The organism is Parasphingomonas halimpatiens (assembly GCF_036663795.1).
In the GTDB taxonomy this organism is placed as follows: Bacteria; Pseudomonadota; Alphaproteobacteria; order Sphingomonadales; family Sphingomonadaceae; genus Sphingomonas.
Window position 1 is genome coordinate 63,599 of record NZ_JAXOJP010000023.1, and the last position, 16,393, is coordinate 79,991.

General features: G+C 61.6%; 12 protein-coding genes. 5 read left to right on the plus strand and 7 right to left on the minus strand.

Going from position 1 to position 16,393, the window contains the following annotated elements; translation table 11 throughout:
- Positions 1–63: 63 nt before the first annotated feature.
- The 4 genes from U1839_RS19100 to U1839_RS19115 form a co-directional block, all read right to left on the minus strand.
- A complete protein-coding gene (locus tag U1839_RS19100) occupies positions 64–2,097 on the minus strand; it encodes a DUF3363 domain-containing protein (protein ID WP_332805170.1) in 2,034 nt (677 codons plus the stop codon).
- 530 nt (positions 2,098–2,627) lie between these two features.
- Positions 2,628–3,557 carry a HEPN domain-containing protein gene (locus U1839_RS19105; RefSeq protein WP_332805184.1) on the minus strand — a complete coding sequence of 310 codons (930 nt, stop codon included), beginning with the start codon at positions 3,555–3,557 and terminating at the stop codon, positions 2,628–2,630.
- Between the two features lie 95 nt (positions 3,558–3,652).
- Positions 3,653–3,877 carry an RNA polymerase sigma factor gene (locus U1839_RS19110; RefSeq protein ID WP_332805171.1) on the minus strand — a complete coding sequence of 75 codons (225 nt, stop codon included), beginning with the start codon at positions 3,875–3,877 and terminating at the stop codon, positions 3,653–3,655.
- A 65-nt stretch (positions 3,878–3,942) separates the two neighbouring features.
- A complete protein-coding gene (locus tag U1839_RS19115; protein WP_332805172.1) occupies positions 3,943–4,266 on the minus strand; it encodes a DUF736 domain-containing protein in 324 nt (107 codons plus the stop codon).
- Between the two features lie 516 nt (positions 4,267–4,782).
- Between U1839_RS19115 and U1839_RS19120 the strand changes: the two genes are divergently transcribed.
- Positions 4,783–5,157 (plus strand): hypothetical protein, encoded by a 375-nt coding sequence (locus U1839_RS19120; protein WP_332805173.1) that lies wholly within the window; start codon positions 4,783–4,785, stop codon positions 5,155–5,157.
- Positions 5,158–5,956: 799 nt separating this feature from the next.
- On the opposite strand, the gene U1839_RS19125 is transcribed toward U1839_RS19120, so the two are convergent.
- From U1839_RS19125 to U1839_RS19135, 3 genes are all read right to left on the minus strand, one after another.
- Positions 5,957–7,912: a hypothetical protein gene (locus U1839_RS19125; protein WP_332805174.1), complete on the minus strand. Its 1,956-nt coding sequence runs from the start codon at positions 7,910–7,912 to the stop codon at positions 5,957–5,959.
- Positions 7,909–9,138 carry a hypothetical protein gene (locus U1839_RS19130; RefSeq protein WP_332805175.1) on the minus strand — a complete coding sequence of 410 codons (1,230 nt, stop codon included), beginning with the start codon at positions 9,136–9,138 and terminating at the stop codon, positions 7,909–7,911. The genes U1839_RS19125 and U1839_RS19130 overlap by 4 nt, the downstream gene beginning before the upstream one ends.
- Before the next feature lie 162 nt (positions 9,139–9,300).
- A protein-coding gene (locus U1839_RS19135) for an IS5 family transposase (RefSeq protein ID WP_332805176.1) occupies positions 9,301–10,052 on the minus strand; the annotation gives its coding sequence in 2 pieces (ribosomal slippage) (positions 9,301–9,722 and positions 9,722–10,052; 753 coding nt in all).
- Positions 10,053–10,435: 383 nt separating this feature from the next.
- On the opposite strand from U1839_RS19135, the gene U1839_RS19140 reads away from it, so the two are divergent.
- From U1839_RS19140 to U1839_RS19155, 4 genes are read left to right on the plus strand one after another with little or no spacing between them, the layout of a single operon-like run.
- Positions 10,436–11,788 carry a TRM11 family methyltransferase gene (locus U1839_RS19140; RefSeq protein ID WP_332805177.1) on the plus strand — a complete coding sequence of 451 codons (1,353 nt, stop codon included), beginning with the start codon at positions 10,436–10,438 and terminating at the stop codon, positions 11,786–11,788.
- Positions 11,781–12,755 carry a phosphoribosyltransferase-like protein gene (locus U1839_RS19145; RefSeq protein ID WP_332805178.1) on the plus strand — a complete coding sequence of 325 codons (975 nt, stop codon included), beginning with the start codon at positions 11,781–11,783 and terminating at the stop codon, positions 12,753–12,755. The genes U1839_RS19140 and U1839_RS19145 overlap by 8 nt, the downstream gene beginning before the upstream one ends.
- The gene (locus U1839_RS19150; protein WP_332805179.1) at positions 12,749–14,830 is read left to right on the plus strand and encodes an ORC-CDC6 family AAA ATPase; all 2,082 of its coding nucleotides are present in this window, start codon (positions 12,749–12,751) and stop codon (positions 14,828–14,830) included. The genes U1839_RS19145 and U1839_RS19150 overlap by 7 nt, the downstream gene beginning before the upstream one ends.
- A gap of 4 nt (positions 14,831–14,834) precedes the next feature.
- The gene (locus U1839_RS19155; RefSeq protein WP_332805180.1) at positions 14,835–15,800 is read left to right on the plus strand and encodes a hypothetical protein; all 966 of its coding nucleotides are present in this window, start codon (positions 14,835–14,837) and stop codon (positions 15,798–15,800) included.
- Positions 15,801–16,393: the final 593 nt, after the last annotated feature.

Genomic DNA, 16,393 nt, shown 5'->3' on the forward strand with positions numbered 1-16,393 from the left:
AGCGCAAATTCCGGAACGGACCGTGGTTACGCCACGACTTGTCTTTCTACGACAGCGCGGATCTCACATGCCGATCGAGGGTCCGGCGCGGCCGCGACCAAGCTCCCAGCTCATTGCGTCGCCGTGCGCGATGCCCGTCATCTGCCGGCCGATGTAGCGCTCCATCTCCGGCCGCCACGGCACGAGGACGAACTCACGGGATTTCTCGATCAGCGCGAACCGCTTCGAGCCCGCTTCGACGGAGCGACGATAGACGCCGTCCACGCGCTCGTACTCAACCGCCTCGCGGCCCTCCATCCCCATGTTCCGGCTGAGCTGCCCGACGAGGTTGCTGATCGCGCGTTGGCTCAGCGCTTCGCTCATGCCGGGGCGGATCGTCAGGCGGTCGCCATCGATGTCGGCGAGTTCGCGATCGACCAACCATTGCTGACGCTGGTACAGCGCGCGGGCCATGTCCTTGCCGAACCCGTGACCGGCAAGCGCGAGCGGCTCGCTTGCCGCCAGTTCCTTGTCGAGCCAGGTCGGCGCTTCGAGCGTTGTCTGCCGCCCGACCGACATGGTCGACAGCGTGGTGATCGCTATAGGCGATCGGCCCGCGCGGGCTCGCTCATAGTCGGCCACGCGGTCGAGATGGTCGGGCGCGATCGTCCAGCTGCCATCGGCATTGCGCTCGACCGCGCCGGTCGCGCGTCGAATCGCCTCGAGCCGACGGACGTGCGCTCGCGCGAAGTCCTCGCTGGCGCCGGGATCGTCGGCCAGGTGAATGGCGACGCTGTATTGCCCGTCATGCCGGCCTGCGATCTCAGCGATCGTCCGGTCCGACTGCCGGGGCTCGACCGGGCGGGGATCCAGCCGGACGAGGCTGCCGCGCGAAGGAAGCTGATCGTCGCTGCCGACATCGACATAATGGGTCCGACCATCGATGCCGTCGACGATCAGCCAGGACCGGTCGTGATACTCGCCGGCGGTGCCTCGCGCGACAACCTGCCCGATCACGGCCGCGCTATCGCGCGCGGGATCGTGGATCGCATACAGCTCGGGCCGCCGACCTTGCGGCCCGCGCTCCATTGCCTTGTGCATGGTGCGGATGATGTCGCCGCGCCGGCCAAGGTCGCTGAGGCTCTTCTCCAGATCGGGCGCGATCGACCAGGTGAGATTGCCGTGCGGCTCGGCCAGGTCCATCCGCTCGAGTTGCCGCGCGCGGCTGACAAGCAGTTGCTGAAACCCGTTGTTATCGATCGCAGCGCCACGATCCTGGCGCAGGTCGATGACGTTGTTCTCAGCACGCTCAAGGATGGCGCGATCGAGCCGCGTCAGCCGCTCGGCATCGACCTCGTGCGCGAGCTGTTCGCGCAGCTCAAGCTCGCTCTGCGGTCCCAGCGCTCGGGTCATGATTTCCGCCGCGCGGTGCCGCACGCCGTGGGCGATATAGTCACCGGCGATGTTGAGGGTCTTGCCGTCCTCGGTCACCCCTCGAACAATGACATGGGTGTGCGGGTGACCGGTGTCGAAATGATCGACCGCCACCCAGTCGAGGTTCGTGCCGAGGTCCTTTTCCATCTGCGCCATCAGATCGCGCGTGACCGTCTTCAGCGTGTCGAATTTGGCACCGTCTTCCGGCGCGACAATGAAGCGGAACTGGTGGCGATCATCGAGACCGCGCTCGGCGAATCCCTTACCGTCGGCCGTGTCGGCGAAGGTCGAGTAAAATCGCCCCGGCTCGCCATCGCGACTGACGCCGTCGCGCTCGAGATAGCGCAGGTGCGCAGCGACCGCGCCGGCCTTGCCGGCAAGCTTCACGACCCGCGCCTTCACCGCCACCCGGCGCGGCCGCACGCGCGTGCCGCTGCGGCTGTCGAACGACCAGCCGTTCCCGCGCGGAAACGCAGCTGCGAACTTCGCGCCACGCCCCCGCGCATTGAAGCGTCCGGTGCGCGGCGTACCACCGCCGCCGGGCGATGGGGCGCCGACGCGGCGCGGGTTGCCACCGAGGCGCGCAGTGCGCGCGAGGATCTGCGCCCGAAGGCTCGCATCGCGCCCGCCTTTCGAGCGGATGCGTCCGGGGCGGGCCTCGAAATGGTCGTCGTCCTGTGCCATCATAAGGATATGAGGAACGGCCGTCGGTACCGGCAAGTATCTCGCGAAAAAGGCCAGCTTTTCTGCGGGTTTGCGGTCGCGATATCGCCAAACAGTCTCGCGAGGCACAACCCGTGAGGCAAACGGTCTCTCTAAAAAACGATGTGCAGACAATAGCTTGGCGGGAAGAATACGGTGAGCCGTTTCCCGCTTTATCTTGCTTATACCCTCCCCCTGCACTTCCCCGCCACCCAACCCGATCACCCCGCCGAAAGTCCACTGAGCCGCCAACGGCGGCGACCATCATTCGAGGGACAGCTGGCGCGCCATAGCGGGTCAAATATGGCAACGGAACGTTCGCAACTGGCGCCAAAATGAATCGGCCCGACGTGCGATCGCTGAACGCGTCGTGCACAACCTAACCGTCGATCGCGACCAAGAAAGCAGTTCGGAATTGTGTTCGGGTGAGCCGCCTTTTCAGCGATCAGCCAGCACGATCATTGCGGTGGGGACAGACAGAAACCGGCCCTGGAGGAGCAGGAAAATCGACTTCAGGCTGCCGCGCGAACCGCCTTCTCAAGCTCGGCAATTCGCTCCAAACTGACCGCCTGAACGACGCGACCGAGTTCCTCAACGCGTGAACCAAGCCACGCCAGCTCCTCGTCGCTGATGCGATAATGTTTCGAGTAGCGGGCCTTCACATAAGCCTCTTTCAGCTTCTCGAACATCGCACGGTCCTTGCGATTTTCGACAGGCCAGACATACGCAAGGCGCGGGTCAATGCGCTCTGCCTGAGTGCGCAGGAAGCCGAGATTGTGCACGTGAGGCGTATAGAATGTGCAGACCAGCAGAACGCAATGATACAGCCGTTCGGTGGCTTGGTGTAGATCAAAAGCCGCCTTCTTTTGCCAGCCCTGTGCAATCGAATGCTGTGCAGATCCGTGGAACTGACCGGCGGTCGGATACCACTCGTCAAAATATTCCTGTGCCATGGCAAGCGCTTCCGCTGGCGTTTTTGGCGTCGGCTGATGAAGCTCGCTGTCCTCGGATTGATAGAGCGCGATGCCGTCCTGCGCGATGTCCATGAAGAAATAGCGACCCTGGGCGAGTCCGTCATTCACCTCCTGCAGGGTATGCACAATGAAGTTCACGGGGGTGCGCAGCGTCTTCGTGATCGAGAGTTCCCGGATCAGCCGGTCGTCGACTTTCGACCAATATTCCACGCGGTCCAGCAGACGCTTGTCGTTGACGATGATCAGTAGATCGAAGTCCGATTGATAGCCCTTGGCGGTATGCGGTTCATCGACCCAGCCACCACGCGCATATGAGCCGTAGAGTAGAATCTTTTGGATCCGGCCCTTCTTTTTCCACTGCTGGGTGGCGAGCGCCAGCGCATCCCCGAACTCCTCGAAGATGATCTGTACGACGCGCTCAAGCTCGCGACGCTTGCTGTCCGGAAGGTGGTCGAGACTGGTTTTCACGGCCGCAGACTCGCCGCGAACGAGGCGTTTGCCAAGCGTATAATCGCTCCATCCTTGAGCCAATCCGCCGTGTCCGAGAGTTCCCGAAGAGAATGTCATGGCTGATCATCCTCGAAAACCGCGCGGTGCAAATGCAGCATCGCAGTCGCGAAGTGACGCTCGACCAACTTGACGCTGATGCGCAGCTCGGCGGCGATCGTGCTGTAATCCGCGTCGTCGAACCTGTGCCGGACGAACACGGCCCTGGGCCAGTCGGGCATCGATTCCAGCGCGGCAGCGATTCGCTCGAGAGCCTCGGTATCGGAAATTTTGTTGCACATAGCGAAGTGCTCCAATGCAAGGATGGCGCCCCGCCCGGCACCGCCGGGCGAGACGCCACTCTCGGTCAGTCGTTGCTGGCGCGGCGTGGTCGGGACCAGATCAGGCTGCAGGTGTCGGCACCCTCGTCGTCGAACAGATTGGCGAAGATCGGACTGGTGAAGCTCGGATCGTCGAGCTTCACCGACAGATAGTCGCGACCCTCGGCCGACTTCTTCGACCAGGCGGCACCGATCTCTGCGCGACCGACGAACACCCGATGGGTGGGTGCTGCGTCGTTCGCAGCGGCCTCTTCGGGCACGATCCGGACATTCTTCGCTTGCACGTTGAGCGTCATGATCTCGCCCTGATACTCGCCGCCAACCTTCTTGAAGCTGCCAATGTTCGCCATGTTCATTCTCCTTCGCTTCGAGCCGCCCGATGCGCCTCGATGGCGTGCGAAAGGCCGAAGGCGGTCGCCGCCGCAGCGCAGCCCGAAGCGAAGCGGAGGACCGCGCGACGGGTGCTTTGTTGCCTCGCGAGGAATGGGCGTGAGCCCAGGGGAAGAAAGTAGCCGGCGCGCAGTTGCGGTAAGGCGATCGAGGCGCAGCCAGCCTTCGGGCAGCTCAGCCATTGCAGAGGCACCAAGGGCAGCCGGCGGAATTTGAAGAACAAGGCCCGACCAGGGCTGATGCAGAGGCGACGATGCCGGGGCCGTTAGTCTAATCAGTTGCCGCTGAATGACGGGCCCTGCCGTGGGGCCCAACAACAATCGCCCACGCGGGAATAGGCAACTTGTCCGCCAGATCGTCGGCGCTATGGGATGCACGAAGTCGACGCCTGCGCCGTATGTCGACGGCGAGTGCTCAAGAGGTGAGTCGGTCCTGACGCGGTTCGATCTGGGGAAACTGTTCTGCTAAAACCGACCATGGCGATGCTGTTCGACCCAGCAGTGCGCGAGACAGGCGTGCTCGTGTACGACAGGGCAGACCCTGCTTCCGTGCCGGAGATCCTCGGCGGCGACGTAATGGCCACCGACATAGGCGTTGATAAGTTGGTGCGCTGGGTTGTCTATTCCAGAGGCGATTCCCGGGACGGCGGGTCTCAGTTCAGCCTCGCGATGCACATCATACCCGCCGGCGAAGAACATATTTTTGCCGGCCCCGCGCTGCTTGCGGGCAAACGCGGCGGGAACGACCGGGATCTTGATCTCGATCTGCTTTGGCCCTGCTTCGAGTTCCGATGGCTCGGCGGCGCTGACGTAGGCGCCACGTTTCGCTTGGGTCAGAATTATGTGGGGTGACTGACGCTGCAGATCGCGCCCGAAGGCCAATTTCGATGTTTTGGACGGCGGCCGAATTGCAGGTGGGCCACCTCTCAATCGGATCCGGCGTGACACAATGCCTCGCGCAATTGCGCGGCAAAGCCAAGCGGCAACGCCGCTCCCCGGCAGAAACGGCTCCCCGGAACGCGGCGGTCGGAGCAAGGTGCTGGGTCGGGCTTTGAGGGGCAGGACGGCACTTGTCGTCAGCTCACAAAACCGGGCGCACCGACCGAGCGCCAAGCCGGCGCGCCGGCGGGCCCCAAAAAAATCAAACGCCGATCTCTGCCCGGCGCTGCACAGCACGCCGGCAGCGCGCGACAACAGGCCCGCTCCAGACTCGGCCAGCGTCGCTGGCCACGTGCTGGTGGATTGTCTGGGAATGCCCCTCATTCGAGCCCTGATGAGCATTGAAACAGGGCTAGGCTGAACTCACTTTGGGGATGAACTCTCAATATTTATCCGTCCGGCTAAGCGCCTCAAGCTCGGCCCTGCGGCCGCCCGGCCACTTTTCCCGGAAGCCGACGTACGTTCACCAAGCGGCGATCGACACAGTTGGTGGATAGCGGAATGGCGGCTTTGGAGCGGCGAGTTGACTTAATCGAACGTTTGTCGGACGACCTTGCGGTGGGACCTACGCGCCCTAATTGCGGTCGTTCGAGGCAACCAGCCCTGATCCCGAAAGCTGCCGTTTGGTCAGCGGACCCGGCCTGACGAAGCAGACATCATCGCGAAGTGGGCTCTCACTTTGCACGAGATGGCGGCAAGTCCGCAACAAGAACTAAGCGTCGCGTAGTGCTTGAAGCACCGGACGGAACGGCGCGATTGGATTTGTGCCGTCGAGCAGGTAGCTGCTGAGTTCGCTAATTTGCAGCACCCGCGGAACGCCCAGCGCATCGAACTGATCGTCGCTCAGCCCCCACGCGAATTCGACCGATGGCGTCGCCAGCCGCCATTCGATCGCATCTGCCCAGGAGAAGTCGAAATTCGTGCCCTTCGGATTGCGCGTGATCGCCTCTGCCAAGGTTTGAGCCTGCGTGATCTTCTCGCCGATGCGCCCAATCCGCGACTGAAAAATGCCCGGCTTGGCGACCTCATAATCGAGCGGCTTCTCGAACGAGAAGCATTCGACCAGCACCAGCCGGTTGCCGATCCGGACCGCGGCATCGATCTCGCGCACGGAACCGTCGTCAAAGACGATCTCGCCATTAAAGACGATATCGAGACCCGCAGCGCGCAGCATCGCGCGCGCGCTTGCCTCGAACACGTCGCCCTTGGAGCCGGTCGTCTCACGCACGCCCACGAACAGATTGACGAGTATGGGCACGATGGCCGTCGTGTCGATCATCAAGCCGTCGTGAACGGGGAGGAGCAATGGCCGCTTGCCGCCGCTCCACAGCCCGATGAAAGTTGCCGCAGTTTCTGTCAGTAGCAAGAATTCGAACCCTGCACGGACCTGCGCCGCATCAAGACCCGTCTCGTGCCGCATCTGCTTCGCCCACCAAAGCGCTTCCTGCGCAATCGTGTCGCTCGTCTGCCCAATATTCTTATAGCCTCTAAAACCGAGGTTGGTGAGGTTGCTCAGGATCATCGACTTTTGCCGGTCCGGATCCTTTTCGAAGATCGCGCGATCGGGGAAAAACGCGAAAAAGGACGCGATCCGCAGGCAGAACAGCACCGCCTCCAGTTTCACCTTGTGCCTTTTTTCGAACACCCGGGTCATGAACGTGTGATCCTCCAGGAACGTCTGGAGCTGCACCTGACCGATATGAAAGTTCAGTCGGGATTGCCCATAAACGATCTGCCTGTTGGCGGCGTCCCATGTCGGAAACTGCTCGATCGTTCCGTTGGGATTGTACGCCGTAAGGTAGGCTGTGGAGAAATCCGCCTCCCCGCGAGCAAATTGTGTCCAGGTTCCAAAGCGCGTGAACAGGCCGGTCGCACCGGTAATTCGATGATCGAAAATGGCGAACAACACTGGGTGCGGACCATCCCCGCGGTCGGCGAGCCACTGCGTTTCTTCGTCCCAGTCGAACCCGACGCCTTTGCCGAGCGATCGCATCGCTGCAGACGCCTTCCAATATTCATAGGCCAGGCCTTCGACCTCGAACGCCGAGAACAGATCCTCCTCGTCGAAGGCGAGCATGACAGACTGGCTCGTCGCCTTCTGGCCCGCATAGTGTCGCCGGGCATTGGCCAGCGAGCCAAGCGCCCGCACCATCGCCGTCTTGTAATACCCGCCCAGAAACGTATCGAACGTGGTTCGGCCAATCGCGCCGAGATCGGCGGTCGTCGCCTGGTTGCCATGTTTGAGATAGGCGAGCTCGGCGATCTGCCGGACGAGCACGACGGTCGTCGCATCCCGCTTGCCGACATGATTGGACGACAGCATCGGCGCAATCCGCCGATAGAGATGAAACCAATAGGCTGGCGAGTGGCGCGCGGCGATCTCCGCAATGCGCGCCTCGATCGTGTCCAGATAGGCGCGCAAAAGCGCCCAGATGGCTCCCGGGTCCGGATCCTCGACGCCCATGAAGACCGGTGCGAGTTGCCGCGCGCGAAAGGCGAGGGGCAGGTCGATCAGCCTGCGCTGGATTTCGGGCGCGTTCGACCTGATCAGATGCTCGAAGGTCTCGGAATAATAGAAACGCGCGATAACCGGCGCCTGGAGGGGGGCACCCATGGGCAGGGCGCCTGTCGCCGACGACGACAGCAGGGCGGAGCGGAGGCCCTTCAACCTGCTGCAGCCTGGGCTTGCGCGCGGAGCGCCGCCACCTGATCGGCGAGCGAGGGCTGGCCAACGCGACGCAGCCCAGCAACGAAGCCGTCGATGAAATTGAGCTTGCTCAGAATGTGGTGCGCCTTCTCGTACCGCCGATTATCGAGCTGATGCGTCTTCAGGGTGTGGGCGAGATAGGCCGGATATTCCTCGCCGTATCGCCGGTCACGACCGACATAGAAGATCGTCTGGAGATCGGCGAACTCCTCAACGGACAGCAAGGCCAGGGCGGCGTCGTTGAGCACCCGCATGGTGTCGCCATAGTCCATGATGTCATCGAAGCTGATGGTCGCAGCATCGATCATCGTGGCTTCCGCCGCTGGCTCCGGCGGATGCGCATCGAGCCAACGCTGCGTGATCTCGAGCGCCTTGTCTGCCGTAAGGTAGGTGAGCGGTGTGTCGAGACCGATCAGGACCTTGAGCTCGCGGGAGTCCCTGATCGCAGTCAGCGCGCGCGAGAAGCCGTTGCTGGTGAGATCGAACCGAGCCGTCGCCTCGGCCTTACGATCGAGAAAACTGTCCTCGCTCCAGCTCGTCTGCGGCCCCACGATCCTGGCGATCGCTATCAGGTCCGATCGCGAGCATTCCTTGGTCTTCGTGCCCGCCACATGTTCCTGGCCGAGGCGGAACACCCGGTCCATCAACCGCTGCACGATGTCGCGCAGTTCCTCGATCGCCGCCTGCATGAGCGGTAGATTGACCACCGCTAACTCTTCGAGGCTTTGCTTGCCCTCGCGGTTCTCGAAATAGCGAAGCTCCTGCCCGTCGATATCCTTTTGCATGAAGCTCTCGACGAACGGTTTGAGCTCCGTGAGCTGGTCACGACACGCCAGGTCGCCGATCTTCTGGGCGCTCAGATGCTCCCAATAGGCCCGCAGGTCGTGGTCATCCGCGCCGGCCCGCGCGGTTGCCATGCCGATCGCGACCAGCTCGCGTAAGATGTATTTGAGCGCAAGCTCGAGGCCGTGGCGGGCATTGTAGAGGATCGGCATCGCGAGCGTATCGCGACTGCCATAAAGCCTCTTCTCGAGCAGCGTGTCGACGAGCAGCTGCGCGGCCTGCAGATACCCCTCGACATAATTCGTCTCGTCGCCCTGCTTTCCGATACAGGCATTCCAGTCCCCGTCGTTGAGCACCTCGAAGAAAGGGTCGGAGATCGTGCCGTCGCGCAGCAGGTCGGCCATCTCGGACATGTTTTATCTTTCGGTCAGGACGTTTGGCAGTTCGGTAGGGCGGCAGCAATTGATATACGCTGTCCATCACCCTGATGCACCCGACAGATCGGCTTGCGCGGTCCAATTCCTTTGCTGAACCCGTTGTTGAGATAGCCTAAGGTCTGTTGAGATTCATCGTGAATTGATGACAGCGGCGGCGAGGTAGATTGCGGCTTTGAAGCTCTGATCGGTTTTGTCAGCGCGCATGGCGATGCGCTTGAACTCTTTCAATTTGCAGAAGAAGTTCTCGATGAGGTGGCGCCATTTATACATTTCCCGATCGATCGCGATCGGCTGAGCCCGTCGCGGGTGCTGGGAGATGACAACTTTGGCGCCGCGTTGGTTGAGGTCGGCGATGATATCGTTGCTGTCAAAGGCCTTGTCGCCGAGCAGCGCACCGAACTCGATCCCCTCGATCAGCGGTGCGACGCCGACGGTATCGAAGCGTTGCCCGGGTAGAAGAACGAAGCGGACCAGATTGCCCAGCGCATCCGTCAACGCGAGGATCTTGGTGGTCATCCCGCCCTTGGAGCGGCCTATGGCCTGGCTCTGAGTCCCCCTTTTGCGCCCTGTCCATGACGGTGAACCTTGACGATCGTCGCATCGACCATGGCATATTCCATGTCCGGCTCCTCTGAGACGGCATCGAATAACCGCTTGAAAACATCGGCTTTCACCCAATCGCGATACCGCACGAACACCGTGTTCCACTTGCCGAAATGCATCGGCAGATCGCGCCACGGGCTGCCCGTTCGCACGATCCACAAGACCGCCTCGACAAACAGCCGATTATCCCGCCCGCTGCGCCCAGGATCGCTTGGCTTACCAAGGCAATGCGGTTCCATCTTCGCCCACTGGGCGTCCGTCAAAACAAGCCTGTCCATCCAAAGCTTGAATCAGAAATCAAACACAATGGGAATCCTGAATCTCAACAGACCTTAGTGCATTGGCGGATCCGCGATGGGCGTGCCGTAGTTGACGAGCGCGAGCGTTTCCTTCCAGTCTCCGAACGCTTCAATCACCTAGCGAGCAATGAACCCGCCCATCGAATGCGCGACAAGCGTGAGCTTTGGTTGGCTGTTGTCGGAGGTTGTGCACCATTTTCTTGAGTGCGTCGAACACAGTGGTTTCGATCGTTTTGGCGCTGACCGCGCACGCGACGCGGCATAGAGCGGCCGGTCGCCCCGGGCGGCGGCGACGCCCAAGGTCATCGAGTGGTTGCCTTAATTGCCTCGATGTCTATCCCGTGCGGGAGGGTGGCAACTTCATGTCGATGAGTGCGAGGCAGCGGGAACGGAGGGGGGCGGCTGAGAGCAGTCTGCTCGACCTAGTCGCACGCTTCGAATCCGGGGGGTCGGCGATTGAGGTCAACTTCCGGCAGCTCATCAGTTCGGATGGCGGCACGAGCAAGAGCGCTCACGCGATCCATCCATATCCTGCGAAACTACTCGTAAACATCCCGCAGTTTTTCCTTGCCGCACTACCAACTGTGGCCTGCAGCGCGCTGCTCGATCCGTTCTGCGGTTCCGGGACGGTGCTTTACGAGGGGGCGCTGGCCGGCCTGCGTCCCGTAGGCTCGGACTCCAATCCATTGGCGAGACTCGTCACGAAGGCTAAGCTTACGCCGTTGGATCGGGAGGTCGCCCGACGACAACTCGACGAGGTGATGGCGGCCTATCCCGCGGTATCGCCGACGATTCCCGATGTCGTGAACCGCGACTACTGGTTCTCGGAGAGGATCTCCGATTGCTTGGGAAGGTTGAAGACGGCCATCGAGCGCAGCGTGTCTGCACCGCATCGGCCGGTGTTCGACGTCAGCTTCTCAGCGACGGTAAGGCGCGTCAGCTATGCTGACCCGAGATTGTCGGTCCCGGTCAAGATCAACCCTGACCGAAGCGCGAGATACGGGGCGAAGGGCGATGAGGTCATTCGGCGTCTCGGGCGCCTCGCCAAGATCGACGTGGGGGCGGTGTTCTGGAGCATCGCCAGCCAGAACATCCAGCGTTGTCCCGAACTCGGACAAGGGTTCGCAGGCGATCAGGCGGAGATTTTCTCCGATGCGCGGTCACTCGGACTCGCAGAGGCATCGGTGGGTCTCGCCATCACGTCACCGCCCTACGTCGGGGCTCAGAAATACGTGCGGGCGTCCAGCCTGTCCCTCGGATGGCTTGGCCTGACTCCCGATTGCAAACTGCGGCCCATTGAGCGGCAGTCGATCGGGCGCGAGCACCTCGCCGCCAACGAGGCGCTCGAGCCTTCGGGGACGGGCGTGGCGGAGGCCGATTCCCTCCTAGAACAGATCGTCGAGCGCAACCCGCTTCGTGCGCGCATCGCACAGCGCTACCTGCTGGAGATGAGAGATGCGTTGTCTGAACTGTCGCGCACGATGAGGCATGACGGCAGCCTGGTCCTCGTGGTCGGGCCGAACCTCGTCGCCGGCCTCGAGTTTCCGACGCCATTCTTCCTGCAACGGATCGCAGAGGGTCTCGGCTTCTCCACTAAGCTTCATCTCATCGACTCGATTGATTCGCGGGGCCTGATGACGAAGCGCAACCGCACCGCGGGCGTGATCCAGCAGGAGTCAGTCTTCCTCTTGAAGCGGGTGCGCGCAGGTGCGTAGCGGTCCGAGCCATGATCCCGTCACTGACGAGTTGCAGACAAAGATCAAGACTCTGCACAGCTCCATCTGGGAGCGAAGGGCGGACTGGCCCGAGGTGCTCGACTGGCTCGATCAGTTCGACGAGCACGACGATCCAGACGCCGATGAGCAGCTTCAGGCACTCCGGTTGCTTTCGAACTTCATGTATTTCGGTGTGAACGAGATCAGAGCCCTGCTCCGCTCTCTCTTCCGCGACACCTTCCGCCCGCAGGTCGCCAAGGAGGTGCGCTCAGGACTGCATCCCTCGATCACGCTTGGCATGGTCGGCAGCATGGTCGATACTGAGCTGCGGCGCACGCGCTTCGTGTCGCTTGGCAATCCGTCGGAGAGCAGCGCGCTGCTCCTTTACTATTTCCGGCAGGAGAATTCCCTGCCGAAGAACCTCTTCCTGCACGGTTCGGACATATTCGACCTTTCGGCGATCGGGTCCGGTGGCGGCCTAAAGGTCCATGATCCCAACATAACCCGCTATGTCTTCATCGACGATCTGTGCGGCTCAGGACATCAGGGAAAAGAGTACTCCGATCGGGTCGTGAAGCCCCTGAAGAGCATCAGCCCGGGGGTAAAGACCTACTACTATCCGATTTTCGGGCTTTCCGACGGGATCGAGCATCTACGCACCCACTCGGCGTTCGACGAGGTCTATCCTGTAGTCGAGCTCGACTCTACATTCCGGGCCTTCGCGACGGATTCCCGCCTCTACGTCGAGCCGAAGATCGCCCCACTTCGGTTGCCGACGGAGGTTACCTGCCTTCGCTATGGACGCCAGTTGGTGCCTGCGCATCCGCTGGGTTGGGAGGATGGCCAACTCTACATTGGCTTCGCGCATAACACGCCGGACAACAGTCTCCCGATATTTTGGTGCGACCATACCGGTTCACGACCCTGGCGACCGATCTTCCGGCGATACCCGAAGGTCTCATGGTGATGTCCGGTGTGACACCAAGCAACCCGTTCAGCCTGACGAAGGCCAACGATCTGAGCGACGACCAGATCCAGGAGCTTTGGGTTGACATTGCACCGCCTGACAGCCCGGATTCGCTTTTCGGTGCTGGTAGATTCGCATCGCCGATGCCGACGTTCATCCTGGGCAGCAAAGGTAGCGGCAAGACGCACCTCATGCGCTACGCCTCCTTCGCCCTGCAGAAGAAGCGGTTCGAAAGGGGTAGAGTGGAGCCGCTCGCCGGTGCCCGGGTTGACGGGTACGTGGGTATATACACTCTGTGCAGCGGGCTTGAGACTGGCCGTTTTCAAGGCAAGGGCCAGTCCGAGGAGGCTTGGCTCGAGGTGTTCTCCTATTATCTCGAGCTTTCGCTCGGGATCGCGGCGCTCGGGGTAATAGACGACCTGCTGGTCGGCGACGTCCAAGATAATGTTGAGCCGATGCTCTGTGCGGCGGTCCGCAAGCTTTTCGATTCCGATCCGCCAGCCGTCAATGACGTTGGAACTTTGATCGACGAACTCGAGCGGCGCAGAGGCGAGCTCGACTACCAAGTCAACAACGCCGCATTCACGGGCGAGCTGGTCCCCAACGTCACAGCCAGCCGGGGCAGGCTGATTTTCGGCATTCCCCAAGCCTTCCAGAATTGCTCCAGCGCTCTGGGCGGCTTCCTCTTCGCTTATCAGCTGGACGAGCTTGAGAATCTGACCGAGGCTCAGCAGAAGCACGTGAACACCCTGGTGCGCGATCGTCGTGGGCCGGCCACTCTCAAGATCGGTGCACGGCAGTTCGGGATCAAGACCTACGCGACGATGAGCGCGGGCGAGGAGAACGTCAGGGACTCCGAGTTTGAGGAGTTGCGGTTGGATCTCCGGTTCCGGCGTAACGAGAAGACATACAGGGATCTGGTGGCGTTACTGGTCGAACGCCGGCTTCAGAACTTCTGGCCGCAGTCCTCGACTGGACTGGCCGGCCGAGGCCGTCGTCTTACGGACTGGTTCGAGGAGCCTAAACGCGATCCCTTCGATCCGCTCTTCATGAGACTGGTCAAGGGCGCGCCGTCCCCGGAAAGACCGCATATGGCTCATCTGCGGGACGCATTGGCGGGCCGGCTTTCCCGCGGTGGCATCGGCGGGGTCCGGGACGACGAGGACATTCAGGCAATCATGAACGCGATCGCCGTTCCCAGTGCCCCTCTGCTGGAGAAGCTGAACACGTTCCTCATCTTCAATGCGTGGGCGAAGGGCTTGGACCTCGCACAGGCGGCGATGTCGGTCAGGTCTGACTGCGAGGCGTTCGTCAGTTCTAAGGGCGCCGGACGGTACCGGCAGAAGCTTGACCACTATAAGTCGGACCTGATCGCCCAAATGTTTAGGGATGCCTCCATCAGATACAACTACGGCGGACTCGACGAGTTCACTCGCATGTCCGAGGGACAGCCCAGAGCGCTGATCACATTGCTGAAGCAGACCTTCGACTGGGCCACCTTCCAAGGTGAGCGACCCTTCGAGTCCGGCAGCATCAGTCTTGATGCGGAAAGCAAGGGTGCCCTCGCCGCAGCGGACTGGTTCTATAACAATATGCGGAAAGCTGGTGGCGAGGGGCAGGCGATCCTTATCGCTGTTGATCGGCTGGCGGAGCTCTTCCGAATCAACAGGTTCGCGGACAACCCCATTGAATGCTCGCTCATCGGCTTCAGCGTGAGTGCGCGCGTTGGTTCCGAGACCTCCCAGAGGAACCTCCGACTCGCCCTCGACCACTCATTTCTTGTCGAGATCCTTGGGGGGCAGCCTGAGCGGAATTCCGAGCAGGTGACGGGCAAGTTTCAGCTCAACAGGATGCTGGTGCCCAAGTGGGGGCTAGCGACCGGACGCAGAGGCATCAAGCCTCTGAGTGAGGCGGAGATGAACGCGATCTTCGATCCCGAGATGGGTGAGGCTTTCGAGAAGGTGAAGACTGACTGGGCGAGCCGGATGAACGCTCCCTTCGATCGGGCGCGCCGCGCGTCCAACGATTTCGCCGACGGCGGCGGCGGCAGCCAACACGATCTTTTCGGCGACTGAACCCATGGCACACGACTACGGACTTTACCTGCGCCAGGAAATCTTCGGCGCCCGGGGTTGGCAGGCGACGGACACCTATGACCTCTTCCTCTCCGCGTTCAACCTCGGCGAACGGATCGCCGAGATATATGGCCACATCGGGGCAACCGAGAAAATCTGGCTGATCCACGAGGAATACGGGCTCTCCAGCGCCGAGCTGCCAGTTGGCGAGAAGTTCGAACTCACGAGTTCGGACGAGGCGATCTACTGCAAAGCCCTGATCGACTATTTGCTCGCGAGCGGTAAGCTCGACGTTGCGCGAACGCGGCTTTGTATAGACATCACCGGGATCCTCCGGCCCCATCTGATGTTCATCACGCTCTATTTGAAGCGCCTCGGGGTCCGCGTCATCGACATGCTGTACGCGGAGCCCACGCACTACGCGCTCAAGGAGAAGACACCTTTCTCGACAGGGTCGATCCTCGAAGTGCGCCCCGTTCGGGGATTCGAGGGAGCTTCGAGCATGCGGGGCGGCGAGAACTTCCTAGTGATCGGGATGGGATATGATGATCGCCTTCTGGCCGCGGTCGCCGAGAACAAGGACAAGGCTGAGAAGCACCAGGTGTTCGGCCTGCCGTCGTTGCGGGCCGACATGTATCAGGAAAGCGTGCTGAGATCGCGTCGTGCGGCCGACGAGCTCGGCGACCCCGACTTCTCCGAGACGCACCGTTCTTTCGCACCCGCGAACGACCCGTTCGGGACGGCGTCGGTGCTAGGCGAGATCATCGAGCAGAGACTGGCCCGAAACCGCGGCACCAGCGTGATGCTATGCCCGCTGGGCACGAAGGCGCAGGCGCTTGGCTTCGCGCTCTACCACATCTTTGAGGGAGACCCACTCGGCGCACGCATCATTTTCCCTTTCAGCGAGGGATATTCCCCCAAGACGGGGACCGATCTGGCACGTGCCTGGCTTTATCGCGTCGAGCTTTGACAATGAGCTCCCATTCCGACAGCTATCCGCGGATATTCTTTAAAACCTGCCAGTCAGGTAACGGCGCCTATTGAGACCAAAATCGCAACATGAATGGGCGTCCGGTTTTGGGGAGCAGCCGAGGCGGTGTGAACGACCGCGCATGGATCGTCACCGACCAGGCATGCTGATGGCAGGAGTCGACCAATGCTGGCTATTGCCGCGTCAACTACGAACGGCTGCTCGTGACAGAAGCTGCCGGTTGCAGATCGAGAAGCAGACCATCGGCAATGCGCCCAAATCTACGCCCGTCCGTGTCCTGAGAGGCTGTCTCGTAAGCTGCTGTCCGTTCGGTGGCCGCCGAGCCGGTTAGACGGCGGGCAATGGGCATCGCGGCCTGTAGGTTAGCGGGTGGGTGATGAGTCGCTTTTCCACTTTGCGATTTGGGAAAATACCGTCACGCTCGTGTCGTACTATAGGCTGAGCGGCCTGGGCCCTTGAACCGCGCCGGGTCTGCCGGAGGCGTTGGGTTGTGAGTCACGCTGCCATATCGATGTTGTCCGCGGCAGCATAATATTGATCTTCGGCTTCGGCAGGTGGGATGTTGCCGATGG